Annotated in this window: 14 protein-coding genes; 9 read left to right on the top strand and 5 right to left on the bottom strand. The window is 71.4% G+C overall.

Going from position 1 to position 14,601, the window contains the following annotated elements:
- Nucleotides 1-22: 22 nt before the first annotated feature.
- Nucleotides 23-1,624: an acyl-CoA carboxylase subunit beta gene (locus tag ACFV9O_RS13200; RefSeq protein ID WP_385416367.1), complete on the bottom strand. Its 1,602-nt coding sequence runs from the start codon at nt 1,622-1,624 to the stop codon at nt 23-25.
- Nucleotides 1,625-1,829: 205 nt separating this feature from the next.
- Here ACFV9O_RS13200 and ACFV9O_RS13195 point away from each other — a divergent pair, with 205 nt between their 5' ends.
- The 5 genes from ACFV9O_RS13195 (at nt 1,830) to hutH (ending at nt 7,919) form a co-directional block, all read left to right on the top strand.
- Entirely contained in the window at nt 1,830-2,714 is an 885-nt protein-coding gene (locus ACFV9O_RS13195; RefSeq protein ID WP_385416365.1) for a biotin--[acetyl-CoA-carboxylase] ligase, read from the top strand.
- Nucleotides 2,715-2,830: 116 nt separating this feature from the next.
- Entirely contained in the window at nt 2,831-4,135 is a 1,305-nt protein-coding gene (locus ACFV9O_RS13190; RefSeq protein WP_385416363.1) for an adenylate/guanylate cyclase domain-containing protein, read from the top strand.
- Between the two features lie 45 nt (nt 4,136-4,180).
- Nucleotides 4,181-4,981 (top strand): enoyl-CoA hydratase/isomerase family protein, encoded by an 801-nt coding sequence (locus ACFV9O_RS13185; RefSeq protein WP_385416360.1) that lies wholly within the window; start codon nt 4,181-4,183, stop codon nt 4,979-4,981.
- 30 nt (nt 4,982-5,011) lie between these two features.
- Nucleotides 5,012-6,148, top strand: coding sequence for a diguanylate cyclase domain-containing protein (locus tag ACFV9O_RS13180; protein WP_385416358.1), 1,137 nt, complete (start codon nt 5,012-5,014; stop codon nt 6,146-6,148).
- A gap of 229 nt (nt 6,149-6,377) precedes the next feature.
- The gene (gene hutH, locus ACFV9O_RS13175) at nt 6,378-7,919 is read left to right on the top strand and encodes a histidine ammonia-lyase (RefSeq protein WP_385416584.1); all 1,542 of its coding nucleotides are present in this window, start codon (nt 6,378-6,380) and stop codon (nt 7,917-7,919) included.
- Between the two features lie 28 nt (nt 7,920-7,947).
- Here hutH and ACFV9O_RS13170 read toward each other — a convergent pair whose 3' ends face one another.
- Nucleotides 7,948-8,262 (bottom strand): hypothetical protein, encoded by a 315-nt coding sequence (locus ACFV9O_RS13170; RefSeq protein ID WP_385416356.1) that lies wholly within the window; start codon nt 8,260-8,262, stop codon nt 7,948-7,950.
- A 119-nt stretch (nt 8,263-8,381) separates the two neighbouring features.
- Here ACFV9O_RS13170 and ACFV9O_RS13165 point away from each other — a divergent pair, with 119 nt between their 5' ends.
- Together ACFV9O_RS13165 and ACFV9O_RS13160 are read left to right on the top strand one after the other, a co-directional pair.
- Nucleotides 8,382-8,750 carry a hypothetical protein gene (locus tag ACFV9O_RS13165; protein ID WP_385416354.1) on the top strand — a complete coding sequence of 123 codons (369 nt, stop codon included), beginning with the start codon at nt 8,382-8,384 and terminating at the stop codon, nt 8,748-8,750.
- A gap of 232 nt (nt 8,751-8,982) precedes the next feature.
- The gene (locus ACFV9O_RS13160) at nt 8,983-10,251 is read left to right on the top strand and encodes an Ig-like domain-containing protein (RefSeq protein WP_385416352.1); all 1,269 of its coding nucleotides are present in this window, start codon (nt 8,983-8,985) and stop codon (nt 10,249-10,251) included.
- A gap of 101 nt (nt 10,252-10,352) precedes the next feature.
- Here ACFV9O_RS13160 and ACFV9O_RS13155 read toward each other — a convergent pair whose 3' ends face one another.
- Nucleotides 10,353-11,216 carry a helix-turn-helix transcriptional regulator gene (locus tag ACFV9O_RS13155; protein ID WP_385416349.1) on the bottom strand — a complete coding sequence of 288 codons (864 nt, stop codon included), beginning with the start codon at nt 11,214-11,216 and terminating at the stop codon, nt 10,353-10,355.
- Nucleotides 11,217-11,344: 128 nt separating this feature from the next.
- Here ACFV9O_RS13155 and ACFV9O_RS13150 point away from each other — a divergent pair, with 128 nt between their 5' ends.
- Together ACFV9O_RS13150 and ACFV9O_RS13145 are read left to right on the top strand one after the other, a co-directional pair.
- A complete protein-coding gene (locus tag ACFV9O_RS13150) occupies nt 11,345-12,397 on the top strand; it encodes an NAD(P)-dependent alcohol dehydrogenase (RefSeq protein ID WP_385416347.1) in 1,053 nt (350 codons plus the stop codon).
- A 68-nt stretch (nt 12,398-12,465) separates the two neighbouring features.
- Nucleotides 12,466-12,822, top strand: coding sequence for a DUF1330 domain-containing protein (locus ACFV9O_RS13145; protein ID WP_385416345.1), 357 nt, complete (start codon nt 12,466-12,468; stop codon nt 12,820-12,822).
- 164 nt (nt 12,823-12,986) lie between these two features.
- Here ACFV9O_RS13145 and ACFV9O_RS13140 read toward each other — a convergent pair whose 3' ends face one another.
- Together ACFV9O_RS13140 and ACFV9O_RS13135 are read right to left on the bottom strand one after the other, a co-directional pair.
- Nucleotides 12,987-13,823, bottom strand: coding sequence for an MBL fold metallo-hydrolase (locus ACFV9O_RS13140; protein WP_385416343.1), 837 nt, complete (start codon nt 13,821-13,823; stop codon nt 12,987-12,989).
- Nucleotides 13,824-13,907: 84 nt separating this feature from the next.
- A complete protein-coding gene (locus ACFV9O_RS13135; RefSeq protein ID WP_385416341.1) occupies nt 13,908-14,477 on the bottom strand; it encodes a hypothetical protein in 570 nt (189 codons plus the stop codon).
- Nucleotides 14,478-14,601 lie beyond the last annotated feature (124 nt).

Raw genomic sequence — 14,601 nt, 5'->3', positions numbered from 1 at the left:
CGGCTCCTCTCGGTCCGGAGGTTTACAGGGGGATGTTGCCGTGCTTCTTCGGAGGGAGGTTTTCCCGCTTCGTCCGCAACTGACGCAGGCCCTTCACGATCTGCGCGCGGGTCTCCGACGGCATGACCACCGCGTCGATGTAGCCGCGCTCGGCCGCGATGTACGGGTTGAGGAGCGTGTCCTCGTACTCCGTGATCAGCTGGGCGCGGACCGCCTCCTGCGCCTCCGCGTCACCGGCGGCCGCGATCGTGCGCCGGTGCAGGATGTTCACCGCGCCCTGCGCGCCCATGACGGCGATCTGCGCGGTCGGCCAGGCGAGGTTCAGATCGGCGCCGAGGTGCTTGGAGCCCATGACGTCGTACGCGCCGCCGAAGGCCTTCCGCGTGATCACGGTGATCAGCGGAACGGTCGCCTCCGCGTAGGCGTAGATCAGCTTGGCGCCGCGGCGGATGATGCCGCTGTACTCCTGGTCCACGCCCGGCAGGAAGCCGGGGACGTCGACGAAGGTCAGCACCGGGATGTTGAACGCGTCGCAGGTGCGCACGAAGCGCGCGGCCTTCTCGCTCGCGTTGATGTCGAGACAGCCCGCGAACTGCATCGGCTGGTTGGCGACGACGCCGACCGGGAAGCCCTCGACGCGGCCGAAGCCCGTGAGGATGTTCGGCGCGAACATCGCCTGCGTCTCGAGGAATTCGCCGTCGTCCAGCACGTGCTCGATGACGGTGTGCATGTCGTACGGCTGGTTGGCGCTGTCCGGGATCAGCGTGTCCAGCTCGCGGTCCTCGTCCGTGAGGTCGAGGAGGGCCTCCTCGGGGAAGGCCGGCGGCTCGGACAGGTTGTTCGACGGCAGATACGACAGGAGGGACTTGACGTAGTCGATCGCGTCCTTCTCGTCGCCCGCCATGTGGTGCGCGACACCGGACGTGGTGTTGTGCGTCCGGGCGCCGCCCAGCTCCTCGAAGCCCACGTCCTCACCGGTGACCGTCTTGATGACGTCGGGTCCGGTGATGAACATGTGCGAGGTCTGGTCGACCATCACCGTGAAGTCGGTGATCGCGGGGGAGTAGACCGCACCGCCCGCGCAGGGGCCGACGATCAGCGAGATCTGCGGGATCACACCGGAGGCGTGGGTGTTGCGGCGGAAGATCTCGCCGTACATGCCGAGGGCCATGACGCCCTCCTGGATGCGGGCGCCGCCGGAGTCGTTGATGCCGACGACCGGACAGCCGGTCTTCAGCGCGAAGTCCATCACCTTCATGATCTTCTGGCCGAAGACCTCGCCCAGGGAGCCGCCGAGGACCGTGAAGTCCTGGGAGAACACCGCGATGGGGCGGCCGTCGACCGTCCCGTAGCCGGTGACCACTCCATCGCCGTACGGGCGGTTCTTCTCCATGCCGAAATCGGTGGAGCGGTGCCGGGCGAACTCGTCCAGCTCGACGAACGACCCCTCGTCCAGGAGAAGTTCGATCCGCTCACGAGCCGTCAGCTTGCCCTTGGCATGCTGCTTCTCGACCGCGCGCGAGGAGCCCGCGTGCGTCGCCTCGTCGATGCGGCGCTGGAAATCCGCGAGCTTGCCAGCGGTGGTGTGGATGTCGATCTTTTGGGGCTCTGCCGGCTCGGACATCGCGATGCGGCTCCCTGCCTGGTCACGGGGATGTTGGGTGTGGCTACTGACTCGTAGCGTATCGGCGCGGATACGGTTCGGCAGTGCGGCGTTTGCCACACCCGGGTGCGCTTGCGTGGGTGGTGCGCCGTGGTTTTCCTTCCCGCCCCGCCGCACGCGCCCCCTGGTTCGCGTCATCGGGGCCGAAGAGGCCAAGCTGGGCGGCATGACGCCTCCTGCCGCTTCCGAAGGCCGCTGGTCCGATCTCGACCGGCCCCCGCTGAACGCACCCGCGCTGCGCCGCGCCCTGCTGCGTCCGGGCGGCCTCTGGACCTCGCTCGACGTCGTCGAGTCGACCGGCTCCACCAACACCGACCTCGCGGCGCGGGCCGCCGGGACCCCCGGGCTCCCCGAGGGCGCCGTGCTCGTCGCCGAGGAGCAGACCGCCGGACGCGGCCGCCTCGACCGCGACTGGACGGCGCCCGCGCGCTCCGGGCTCTTCCTCTCCGTACTGCTCAAGCCCGATGTGCCGGTCGAGCGCTGGGGCTGGCTGCCGCTGCTCACCGGCGTCGCTGTCGCGACCGGACTCGCCCGCGCCGCGGGCGCCGACTTCACCCTCAAGTGGCCGAACGACCTGCTGGTCAAGGTCGGCGGCGAGAACCGCAAGACCGGCGGCATCCTCGCCGAGCGCATCGGGCAGGACGGCGTCGTCATCGGGATCGGCGTCAACGTCACTCTGCGCGAGGACGAGCTGCCGGTTCCCCAGGCGGGGTCCCTCGCCCTCGCCGATGCCGTCTCCACCGACCGCGACACCCTGCTGAGGGCCCTGCTGCGTTCGCTCGAGCACTGGTACGGGGAGTGGCGCGCCGCGAACGGCGACCCGCACCTCTCGCGGCTCCAGGAGACGTACGCGGCGGGCTGCTCGACCCTGGGCCTCACGGTCCGTGCCGAGCTGCCCGGCGGCCGTGCGCTCACGGGGGAGGCGGTCGCCATAGACGGGGACGGACGGCTGGTGGTGACCACCCCGGACGGCGAGGATCACCCCATCGGGGCGGGCGACATCGTCCACCTGCGGCCGGGCGGCGGAACCGGCCAGGGCACGGGGACGTGAGCTAGGGCACACCTGCCGTATCGTTGAGGCCGCGCCGGGGGTTCGCGGCATGCGCGGATCGGCACGGCATGACAGATCGGCAGGGCAGTGCGCAGGGAACGGGCAGGAGGCGGCCGGTGACCGTCGACGACACGACTTCCGGTTCCGGCGCGGGCGCTTCCGGACCTTCCGGGTCTTCCGGCTCCTCAGGGTCCTCCGGCGGTTCCGGCGCGTCCTCGGGCGGGGCCGGCGGGTCCGGTGGTTCGGGCGGCTCGGGCGGCTCCGGTGGCTCCCGGAGCTCCGGCGGTTCGGGCGGGCGCCGGCAGCAGTCGTCGGACTCGCACCCGACCCCGCACCACGAGGTCGACCACACGGCCGAGCCCACCAAGGACCCGCTCGCCATCCGCCTCGAGCAGCTGATCCTCGGTGCCGACCGCCGCTACACGCCCTTCCAGGCCGCCCGGACGGCCGGGGTGTCGATGGATCTCGCCTCCCGCTTCTGGCGGGCCATGGGCTTCGCCGACATCGGCCAGGCCAAGGCCCTCACCGAGGCCGACGTCCTCGCCCTGCGCCGCCTCGCCGGTCTCGTCGAGGCGGGGCTGCTGAGCGAGCCCATGGCCGTACAGGTGGCCCGGTCGACGGGGCAGACGACGGCGCGGCTCGCCGAGTGGCAGATCGACTCCTTCCTGGAGGGCCTGACCGAGCCGCCGGAGCCCGGGATGACCCGTACCGAGGTCACGTATCCCCTGGTCGAGCTGCTGCTGCCGGAGCTGGAGGAGTTCCTCGTCTACGTCTGGCGGCGCCAGCTCGCCGCCGCGACCGGCCGGGTCGTCCAGGCCGCGGACGACGAGGAGATGGTCGACCGGCGGCTCGCGGTCGGCTTCGCGGACCTCGTCGGCTTCACGCGGCTGACCCGCCGGCTGGAGGAGGAGGAGCTCGGCGAGCTGGTCGAGTCGTTCGAGACGACCTGCGCGGACCTGGTCGCCGCGCACGGCGGCCGGCTGATCAAGACCCTCGGCGACGAGGTGCTGTACGCGGCGGACGACGCGGGTACGGCCGCGGAGATCGCGCTGCGGCTGATCGAGACGATGGCGCACGACGAGACGATGCCGGCGCTGCGGGTCGGGATCGCGTTCGGGACGGTCACGACCCGGATGGGCGATGTGTTCGGGACGACGGTGAACCTCGCGAGCCGGCTCACCTCGATAGCGCCGAGGGACGCGGTCCTGGTGGACGGCGCCTTCGCGGAGGAGCTGTCGCGCACGGGCGATGCGCCGGTGTCGGAGGCGCAGGCGGCCGAGGAGGCCGCCGAGGCCGAGAAGAACGGCGAGGAGCCGGCCTCCCTGCCGAAGTACCGCTTCGCGCTGCAGCCGATGTGGCAGCGGCCGGTGCGCGGGCTCGGTGTGGTGGAGCCCTGGCTGCTGACGAGGCGGTCCACCTAGGATCCTCCCGGTGAACCATCGTTAACACGCCGGGAGGCTTTGATCATGTCCGAGCAGCGCTTCGGGGAGTTCGTCGTCGTACGCCGCCATGGGGACGGGCACGTCGCGGAACTCGTACTCGACCGGCCCATGGCGATGAACGCGGTCTCCACGGACATGGCGCGGTCGATCGGCGCGGCGTGCGAGGCGCTGGCGGCGGACTCGACGGTACGGGTGACCGTGCTGACGTCCTCGCACGAGCGGGCCTTCTGCGTGGGCGCCGACCTCAAGGAGCGGAACTCCTTCACGGACGCGGAGTTGGTGCGGCAGCGGCCGACCGCCCGTGCGGCGTACACCGGGGTGCTGGAGCTGCCGATGCCGACGATCGCGGCGGTGCACGGTTTCGCGCTGGGCGGCGGGTTCGAGCTCGCGCTCGCCTGCGATCTGATCGTGGCCGACGACACGGCCGTGGTGGGCCTGCCGGAGGTCTCGGTGGGCGTCATCCCGGGCGGCGGCGGTACGCAGCTGCTGCCGCGCCGGGTGGGTGCGGCGCGGGCCGCGGAGCTGATCTTCTCGGCGCGTCGGGTGGAGGGTCCGGAGGCGAGGGCCCTGGGTCTGGTGGACGAACTGGTGGCGGCCGGCGGTGACCGCGAGCGCGCCCTGGCCCTGGCGGAGGCGATCGCGGCCAACTCCCCGGTGGGGCTGCGGGCGGCCAAGCGGGCGCTGCGGCTCGGGCAGGGACTCGACCTGCGGGCCGGTCTGGAGGTCGAGGACGCGGCGTGGCGGTCGGTGGCGTTCTCGGGCGACCGGGCCGAAGGCGTCGCGGCGTTCAACGAGAAGCGCAAGCCGGAGTGGCCCGGAGAGTGAGTTTGACTCAATTGTCCCTAAGCTGGGGTGATGGGTGAGGATGTGCGACTGCGAGCCGTCGTGGCGCTCGCACAGTCGATGGCCGCCGCGCACACTCCGCGCGAGTCGTGGCGGGCGGCCGCGGCGGGCGCGTGCTCCGCGCTGGCCGGGAGCTTCGCCGCGCTGTCGGTCTGGGAGCGGGACCACGGCCGGCTGAAGGTGCTCGTCAACGCGGGGGAAAGGGCCGCGGACGAGGAGGAGTTCCCGGACGGGGAGACCTATCCCGTGCACCGCTTCCCGGAGATCACGGAGTTCCTGCACGAGCAGTGGGCGGGGGGCGGTGCGCCGCGCGCATGGGTCGAGACGGCGGAGGGCCCGGCGGCCGACGAGCACGGGTACAGCCACCAGCGCGTCGACGCGCTGCGGCAGCGCGGGCGCGGCTGCTGCGTCGTCGCGCCGATCGTGCTGCACGGGCGGGCGTGGGGCGAGCTCTACGTGGCCAGGGCAGTGGGGCAGCCCGTGTTCGACCGCGACGACGCGGACTTCGCGACGGTGCTGGCGTCGGTGGTGGCGGCCGGGATCGCGCAGCAGGAACGCCTGGAGGAGGTGCGGCGGCTCGCCTTCACGGACCCGCTGACCGGGCTCGCGAACCGGCGCGCCGTCGACGTACGGCTCGACGAGGCGATCGAGCGGCACCGGTCGGACGGGGCGGTGGTGTCGCTGGTGGTCTGCGACCTGAACGGTCTCAAACGGGTCAACGACACGCTCGGCCACGCGACGGGCGACCGCCTGCTGGAGCGCTTCGGCTCGGTGCTGTCGCTGTGCGGTGCGATGCTGCCGGGGGCGCTGGCGGCGCGGCTCGGCGGCGACGAGTTCTGTCTGCTGACGGTGGGACCGACGGCGGACGAGGTGGTCAAGGTCGCGGACGAACTCTGCGAGCGGGCCGGTGAGTTGAAGCTGGGTGAGGGTGTGGCGTGCGGTGTCGCGTCGACGGGCGATCCCATCGGGGCCGTACGGTCCGCCCGCCGGCTCTTCCGTCTCGCGGACGCGGCGCAGTACCGCGCGAAGGCGGCGCGGTCGCGCGGGCCGGTGGTGGCGGGGCGCGACGACACGGTCCTCTCCCTCGCGGACACGCCGCCGGCGACCTCGCAGGACCGCCGCCGCTTCCGGGACGCGCGTCGCCCCTGACGGGGGGCGGTGCCCCGTTCCCCTCGACGGGGGCGGTGCCCCCGTCGCCCGGTTCGGCGGCGCCGGTGACGCCGGGCCGGTACGGCCTGGGCGGGCCCGGGCGTCCGTCCTCGAACGCCGGACGGGCTCCGAGGAGCCCCGCGCACCCGCCCGGGCCGGGTGTAAGGAGTCCCTCCCCCGAGGGGTGGTGACAGAGAGGGATTCAATCCGTAGGGTGCTGAATATGGATATGCACACTGTCGTGGTGGGGACATCCGGGACCACCGTCGAGGATGTCATCGCCGTCGCCCGCGGCAACGCCCGCATCGAGCTCTCCGACGACGCCGTCACCGCGCTCGCCGCCGCACGCGGGATCGTGGACGCACTGGCCGCGAAGCCCGAGCCGGTGTACGGGGTGTCGACCGGGTTCGGCGCGCTCGCGACCCGGCACATCGGTCATGACCTGCGCACCCAGCTCCAGCGCAACATCGTGCGGTCGCACGCCGCCGGCATGGGCCCCCGCGTGGAGCGCGAGGTCGTCCGCGCGCTGATGTTCCTGCGGCTGAAGACCGTGGCCTCCGGGCACACCGGCGTACGCCCCGAGGTCGCCCAGACCATGGTGGACGTGCTCAACGCCGGGATCACCCCCGTCGTCCACGAGTACGGCTCGCTCGGCTGCTCCGGCGACCTCGCCCCGCTGTCGCACTGCGCGCTGACGCTCATGGGGGAGGGGGACGCGGAAGGCCCCGACGGCACCGTCCGCCCCGCAGGCGAGCTCATGGCCGCCCATGGCATCGCCCCCGTCGAGCTGCGCGAGAAGGAGGGCCTCGCCCTCCTCAACGGCACCGACGGCATGCTCGGCATGCTGATCATGGCCATCGCCGACCTGAAGCGGCTCTACACCTCCGCCGACATCACCGCCGCCCTCTCCCTCGAGGCGCTGCTCGGCACGGACAAGGTCCTCGCCCCCGAGCTGCATGCCATCCGCCCCCACCCCGGCCAGGCCGCCTCCGCCGCCAACATGAGCGCCGTGCTCAAGGGCTCCGAGCTCACCGGCCACTTCCAGGAGGAGGAGGCGCCCCGCGTCCAGGACGCCTACTCGGTGCGCTGCGCGCCCCAGGTCGCCGGTGCCGGGCGCGACACCCTCGCGTACGCGCTGCTCGTCGCCGAGCGCGAGCTCGCCTCCGCCGTCGACAACCCCGTCGTGCTCCCCGACGGACGCGTCGAGTCCAACGGCAACTTCCACGGCGCCCCCGTCGCGTACGTCCTGGACTTCCTCGCCATCGCCGCCGCCGACCTCGGCTCCATCGCCGAGCGCCGCACCGACCGGCTCCTCGACAAGAACCGCTCCCACGGCCTGCCGCCGTTCCTCGCCGACGACGCCGGCGTGGACTCGGGCCTGATGATCGCCCAGTACACGCAGGCCGCGCTGGTGAGCGAGATGAAGCGGCTGGCCGTCCCGGCCTCCGTCGACTCCATCCCGTCCTCGGCCATGCAGGAGGACCACGTCTCCATGGGCTGGTCGGCCGCCCGCAAGCTGCGCACCGCCGTCGGCAACCTCGCCCGGATCATCGCGGTGGAGCTGTACGCGTCGACCCGCGCGATCGAGCTGCGGCGCGGCCTCACCCCGGCCCCCGCGTCGAAGGCGGCCATCGAGGCACTGCGCGCGGCGGGCGTCGAGGGTCCCGGCCCCGACCGCTTCCTCGCGCCCGATCTGGCCGCCGCGGAGGTGTTCGTACGGGACGGACAGCTCGTCGCGGCCGTGGAGCCGGTCACCGGCCCGCTGGCGTGACGGGCCGTACGGTCGGCAGACCGTACGGTCAGTAGATACGCGCGCCCTGGCGTACGGCGAAGGACACGAACCCCGCGCCGATCCCCAGGAACGTCACGCCGCCGATCAGATACGGCGTCGTGTCCACGCTGCCCGTCTCGGCGAGGCGCAGCTCATCGGAGCCGCCTTGCCGGGACGCGGAAGCGGACGCAGAAGCCGGGGCGGCGGCGGAAGCGGAAGCTCCGGATGCCTGCTCGGCACCTTCGGCCCCGGCCGTCGCGTTCGCCGAGGGGACGAACCACAGCGCGCAGAGCAGGGTCCCTGCCGCGGTGGCGGTCAGCAGCGGGCGGCGAGCGACGGACACGAAATCGATCCCCCTTGTGACAACGGCGAATTGGCCGCGTGCGGTGATGCTGCCGCGATGCTAGTGAAAGCAGCGGGTCGCAGGAAAGTCGAGGTACCCCGGGGCCTACGCTCCGTCGTATGACCACTTCTGAGACATCACGCTATGTGCGCCTACACGTCGAATTGGTACTCGAGGTCGCGGAACCGGAGGCCCTGACCGACGCCGCGCTGGAGCGCGTCGAGGGCGACGACTACATGCCCGACGGCGAGCGCGCCCACGCACGCTCCACCGTCCGCGAGGACTCCGCCGAGGCGCTCGCCTATCTCATCGATCCCTTCGATCTGGTCACCGAGGTCCCCGGGGTGGAGCTCGCCCAGGCGTCCTGGAGCTGCGAGCAGGTCGAGTACGACCCCGATGCCGAGGAGTGGGACCTCGACGAGGAAGATGAGGATCTCGAGGACGAGGACCTCGAGGACGAGGGCGAGGGCGGCAGCACACGGTCGTGACACACCGTGGCAGCAGCGCAACGGGCCCGGGGTCGCCGCACCGCGAACCGGGGCCCGTTCGTATCCGTGCATCCCTTGGGAGGTCCGGGGCATACGACCCGGAGCCCCCGAGCGGGAACCGGAGCCCCACGGCGTGCGTCGATCAGTGGTGTTGCCCACATCTTTTCCCAGATGTGGAACCGGACGGACCTTTCTGGGTCTTCTTGAAAGAGTTGGCAGGGAATCGGCAACGATGGAGAAGCGTGTGATGACGGACAGCAAGCGGCGCAAGAGGCTCATGGCCGCGTCCGCGATGCTCGGCGGTGTGCTCGTGCTCACCGGCTGCAGCAGCAGCAACGCCGACTCGGGTGCCTCCGCCGAGAGCTCGAAGAAGTCACAGGAGCAGGTGGACGAGGCGGCCGCGAAGGACGCGTCGGACGCCCGAATAGTCATCTCGCCCAAGAACGGCGCCACCAACGCCTCCATCAACAAGGACGCCAAGGTCACCGTCAGCGATGGCACCCTCACCGAGGTCACCATGACCACGGCCGCCGGCGAGAGCGTCAAGGGCACGCTCGCCGCCGACGGCAAGAGCTGGACACCCGACGGCCAGCTGGAGCGTGCGACCACCTACAAGATCGCCGCCAGTGCGAAGGACGCCAAGGGCCGCGAGGCGCACGAGAACTCGTCCTTCACGACCGTCTCGCCCGCGAACAGCTTCATCGGCAACTTCACGCCCGAGGACGGCTCCACGGTCGGCGTCGGCATGCCGGTCTCGATCACCTTCAACAAGCCGATCACGGACAAGGCGGCCGTCCAGGGCGGTATCACCGTCTCCTCCAGCAGCGGCCAGGAGGTCGTCGGGCACTGGTTCAACTCCCAGCGCCTCGACTTCCGCCCCGACCAGTACTGGCAGGAGGGTTCCACCGTCACGCTGAAGCTGGAACTCGACGGCGTCGAGGGTGCCGAGGGCGTCTTCGGCGTCCAGCAGAAGACGGTGACCTTCACCATCGGCCGCAACCAGGTCTCCACCGTCGACGTCGCCACCAGGACCATGACGGTCACCCAGGACGGCAAGACGGTCAAGACCATCCCGATCTCCGCCGGCTCCCCCGAGAACCCGACCTACAACGGTCAGATGGTGATCTCCGAGAAGTTCAAGGAGACCCGGATGAACGGCGCGACCGTCGGCTTCACGGACGACGACGGCAAGGGCGAGTACGACATCAAGGACGTCCCGCACGCCATGCGGCTGTCCACGTCGGGCACCTTCATCCACGGCAACTACTGGGGTGCCGACTCGATCTTCGGCAGCGTCAACACCAGCCACGGCTGTGTCGGCCTGAACGACGTCAAGGGCGCGGGTGACGCGAACCAGCCTGCCGCCTGGCTCTTCAACAATTCCATGGTCGGCGACGTCGTGATCGTCAAGAACTCCAAGGACAAGACGATCGCCCCCGACAACGGCCTCAACGGCTGGAACCTGAGCTGGGCGGACTGGAAGGCCGGCTCCGCGGCCTGAGGCCCGTCGACAGCACGTCGACGGCCCGTTGACAGGACGACGGCGGCTCCCGGAACACTCCGGGAGCCGCCGTCCTCGTATCAGCGCCCGTCGATCGCGGCTCAGCGCCGGTCGATCGCGGCGACCTCGTCCACTCCCCACTGCGCCAGTAGCCCCAGCGACTCCGCCGACGCCGTCCCCGGCTCCGCGTGATACGTCACCAGCGACAGGTCCTCGTCGTCCGGCAGCCGCAACGTCTCGTACGACAGGGTCAGTTCGCCCACCAGCGGATGGTGCAGCCGCTTCGTGCCGTGGCCCTTCTCCTGCACCGTGTGCGCCGCCCACAGGGTGCGGAACTCGTCGCTCTTGACCGACAGTTCGCCGATCAGCGCCGTCAGCTGCGGATCGTCCGGGTAGCAGCCCGCGCACAGCCGCAGCACGCTCACCACCTCGACCGCCTTGCACTCCCAGTCGACGTACAGATCACGTGCGCCCGGGTCGAGGAACACCAGCCGCGCCACGTTCCGCTCCTCCGGCGCCATCCCCGCGAAGTCGCCGAGCAGCGCCCGCGCCATCCGGTTCCACCCCAGGATGTCCATCCGCCGCCCGACGAAGAAGGCGGGCACCCCGTCCATCGCGTCGATCAGCATCTGGAGCTGCGGCCGCAGCTTCTGCACCGCCCGCGCCGCCCTTTTCTTCTTCTTCTGGTTCGGCTTCGCGAGATGGACCAGATGGTCGCGCTCCGTGTCCGAGAGGCGCAAGGCCCGGGCGATCGAGTCGAGCACCTCGATGGACACGTTCTGGCCGTGGCCCTGCTCCAGCCGGGTGTAGTACGCGACGGACACCCCGGCCAGCTGCGCCAGCTCCTCGCGGCGCAGCCCGGGCACCCGGCGTTGGCGGCCGAACGAAGGCAGGCCCACGTCCTCCGGCTTCAGCCGGGCCCGCCGCGTGTGCAGGAATTCGCTGAGTTCGGCACGCTGGTCCATACCGCCAAGTATTCCGCTCCGCATCCGGAGGGAGGCCTCGGAGCCTGACCCTGTCAGTGGTAGGCACAGCGGACGTACGTACGACAGAGCACTGGGTGACCGGCGAGGATCCGGGCACGCTGGACACCATGACCACGCATGCTTCCACTGTCCCCGCATACGCCGCCCCCGCCGCTGGTGCGCCGCTGGAGCGCACCACCATTGCGCGCCGGGCGGTCGGCGAGCACGACGTACTGATCGACATCAAGTACACCGGCATCTGCCACTCCGACATCCACCAGGCCCGCAACGGCTGGGGCGAAGGCATCTTCCCGATGGTCCCCGGCCACGAGATCGCCGGCATCGTCACGGAGGTGGGCCCCGGCGTCACGAAGTTCGCCGTCGGCGACCGGGTCGGCGTCGGCTGCCTCGTCGACTCCTGCCGTGAGTGCGACAACTGCAAGGCCGGACTCGAGCAGTACTGCACAGGCGGCAGCGTCCCCACGTACAACGGCCTCGACAAGAACGGCGAGCCGACCTACGGCGGCTACTCCACGCACATCGTCGTCGACGAGGCCTTCACCGTCCGCATCCCCGACGGGCTGTCCCTGGACGTGGCCGCGCCGCTGCTGTGCGCCGGGATCACGACCTACTCCCCGCTGCGGCACTGGAACGCGGGCCCCGGCAAGAAGGTCGCCGTCGTCGGCCTCGGCGGCCTCGGCCACATGGGCGTCAAGATCGCGCACGCGCTGGGCGCCGAGGTGACCGTGCTGTCACAGACGCTGGGGAAGAAGGACGACGGGCTGCAGCTGGGCGCCGACCACTACTACGCCACCAGCGACGACGCGACGTTCGAGGCCCTCGCGGGCACCCTCGACCTGATCATCAACACGGTCTCCGCGCCGCTCCCGCTGGACAGGTACCTCGGCCTGCTGAAGACGGACGGGGCACTGGTGAACGTGGGCGCTCCCGAGGAGCCCGTGTCGCTGAACGTCTTCTCCCTGATGGGCGGCCGCAAGTCGCTCGCCGGGTCGGGCATCGGCGGCCTCCCGGAGACCCAGGAGATGCTCGACTTCTGCGCCGAGCACGGGCTGGGCGCGGAGATCGAGGTGATCAGGGCCGACCGGATCAACGAGGCGTACGAGCGGGTGCTGGCGAGTGACGTCCGCTACCGCTTCGTGATCGACACCTCGACGATCTGACGACCCCGAGGTGGCACGACCTCCGAGGTAATCGACCGGCCGGGCGGGCCGGGGGCACGATCGGGTGCATGAGCGCATACGCCATCGCCAACTTGTTCCCCCCGGCCCGTCTCGACGACGAGGTCCTCACCTACATGGAGCGCATCGGGGCCACCCTCGACCCCTACGGCGGCCGGTTCCTCGTGCACGGCGCCCCGGAGCGTGACGTGCGCGAGGGGGAGTGGCCCGGTGCGCTCGTGATCATCGGCTTCCCGTCGATGGACGCCGCCCGCTCCTGGTACGACTCCGAGGCCTACCAGGAGCTCGCCCCGCTGCGCGCCCGGCACATGAAGGGCGCCGTCGTCCTGATCGACGCTGTTCCGCCGGGATACGACGCCGCCGAGACCGCCGCGCGCCTCAGGGAGGCGCAGCAGAACGCGGCGTGACCGCTCGAGGCCGCCTGTGCCGACGTCACCGTCGGAACGGGCGGCCCGCCCGTAGTGCCGGCCGGGGCGCCATTGCCGGGCAGGGGCCCCGCCGAACCGTCAAGTCGCCTGCTCCACAGAGGAGTTGGAGGATCGGCCGGCAGGGCGGCACGGGGCTCCCCGTCTCACTGCGCGCCGCCGTCCTCGTCGTCCTCGTCGTCCCCCTCCGGCTCGAACCCGGAGAGCAACAGTTCCAGGGCGGCCTGGTCCGGCGGCACCCACGGCGAGGCACCCGCCGCCGCGCCCAGCGTGTCGAGCATGGGGGCGGTGAGGCCCGTGGCGGGCGGCAGATGGGCGGAGAGGATGAGGCCGGGGTCCCGGTCCCGTATCGGCCGGAAGGTGGCGAGGAACTTCCCGGGATCGACGTTCTCCACCCATGGGCTGTCCACGGTCGCCCAGAGCAGCTGCGCGGCATGCAGATCATCGTCGTCGACCTCGCCCACGTCGTCGGCCTCGGCGAGGTCCACGGTGGGCATGGGCCCGCCGAAGCAGTCGGCGCTGAAGCACGCCCCCGACCGGTCGTCGAAGAAGGCGACGGTCGTGGGGTTGTCGTACAAGGGCGGCCGGAAGCCCGTGAGCGTCCGGTCGCCGACGTCCAGGGACTGGCCGGGGTTCAGCAGGTACAGCCGGTCGACCGGGATCGGCCGCTCGCTCGCCATGCGCCCGGCCGTCCCGAACGTACATACGACACGGGCCTCGGGTGCCGCCGCGAGCAGATCGAAGATCCCGCCGGTGTGATCCCGGTCATCGTGCGTCAGCCAGATCCAGCGCACGTCGGCGGGGTCCATCACGGACCCGAGCGCCTCCAGAAAGTCCCTGTCGGGCAGCCCGAGCCCGGTGTCGACGACGACGGGCTGCGCGGCGAGCAGCACGAAGGCGTTGACCGGCAGATACCCGATCCCCGGCACCTGCAGGCTGTCACTGAGGACGCCGATGTCGGGGCGGACCTTGTGAATGCGCATACGTCCATCGTCGGCCCCCGCCCAGACCCGCGCACCCCGCGCCCGGACGCGGGGTGCGCGGGTCCGGGCGCGGGGCCACGGGCGTCAGTCGATGCGTGCGCAGAGGTCGTCGCTGGTGGCGTGGGCCATGGTCACGGTCTTGTACCCGGTGGCGCTGATGTCCATCGTGTACGCCCCGTCGATGACGTACAGGCCGCGCGCCAGTGTGCCCCCGCCCTCCGCGAACCCGACGAGCACGGGCCCGAGCACGGACCAGAACTGCGATCCGTCGGTCCGGTACTCGACGACGGCGGTGCCGCTCGCGTCCGCGTCGTAGGAGGCGCCGGTGTCGGTGTTCGTGACCCGTACGACCAGATCCCCCGTGTACGCGACCCGCTTCGCGGAGCCGTCCGGCCGCCGCTCCAGCACGCGCCGCACGACCTCGTCGACGACGGGCTCGCCGTGGACGGGGAAGTCGCACCGCGCACCGGCGGGCACGGTCCAGGGGGCCGAGGGCGCCGGCTCCCAGCCGGGGAGCGTGACGGTGGCGGCTTCGGAGGCAGCGGTGGCGGCCGAGGCGGCGGTGGCGGCGGTGGCGGCGGTGGCGGCCGAGGTGGGCACCGCGGAGAGGAGGACGGCGGCGAGCGCCGAGAGCGCAATGATGGTGCGTCGCATGGATGCTCCCTGGTGAAGTGGGCTCTGAGGACGACAAGGACCTCAGCGACCTCAGCCTCACCGCGGCCGCTGACCACACTCTCACCACACCCGCACCGCGGCCATGGTTAGGCTGGCGCCCGCC

The organism is Streptomyces sp. NPDC059909 (assembly GCF_042730885.1).
GTDB lineage: Bacteria > Actinomycetota > Actinomycetes > Streptomycetales > Streptomycetaceae > Streptomyces.
Note: the sequence above shows the minus strand (reverse complement) of the source record. Positions and strands in the feature narration are given on the sequence as shown.

Coding starts and splice junctions, on each gene's coding strand:
- ACFV9O_RS13200 (WP_385416367.1), bottom strand. CDS start 1,624: ATGTCCGAGCCGGCAGAGCCCCAAAAGATCGACATCCACACCACCGCT.
- ACFV9O_RS13195 (WP_385416365.1), top strand. CDS start 1,830: ATGACGCCTCCTGCCGCTTCCGAAGGCCGCTGGTCCGATCTCGACCGG.
- ACFV9O_RS13185 (WP_385416360.1), top strand. CDS start 4,181: ATGTCCGAGCAGCGCTTCGGGGAGTTCGTCGTCGTACGCCGCCATGGG.
- ACFV9O_RS13180 (WP_385416358.1), top strand. CDS start 5,012: ATGGGTGAGGATGTGCGACTGCGAGCCGTCGTGGCGCTCGCACAGTCG.
- hutH (WP_385416584.1), top strand. CDS start 6,378: ATGCACACTGTCGTGGTGGGGACATCCGGGACCACCGTCGAGGATGTC.
- ACFV9O_RS13165 (WP_385416354.1), top strand. CDS start 8,382: ATGACCACTTCTGAGACATCACGCTATGTGCGCCTACACGTCGAATTG.
- ACFV9O_RS13160 (WP_385416352.1), top strand. CDS start 8,983: ATGGAGAAGCGTGTGATGACGGACAGCAAGCGGCGCAAGAGGCTCATG.
- ACFV9O_RS13155 (WP_385416349.1), bottom strand. CDS start 11,216: ATGGACCAGCGTGCCGAACTCAGCGAATTCCTGCACACGCGGCGGGCC.
- ACFV9O_RS13150 (WP_385416347.1), top strand. CDS start 11,345: ATGACCACGCATGCTTCCACTGTCCCCGCATACGCCGCCCCCGCCGCT.
- ACFV9O_RS13145 (WP_385416345.1), top strand. CDS start 12,466: ATGAGCGCATACGCCATCGCCAACTTGTTCCCCCCGGCCCGTCTCGAC.
- ACFV9O_RS13140 (WP_385416343.1), bottom strand. CDS start 13,823: ATGCGCATTCACAAGGTCCGCCCCGACATCGGCGTCCTCAGTGACAGC.
- ACFV9O_RS13135 (WP_385416341.1), bottom strand. CDS start 14,477: ATGCGACGCACCATCATTGCGCTCTCGGCGCTCGCCGCCGTCCTCCTC.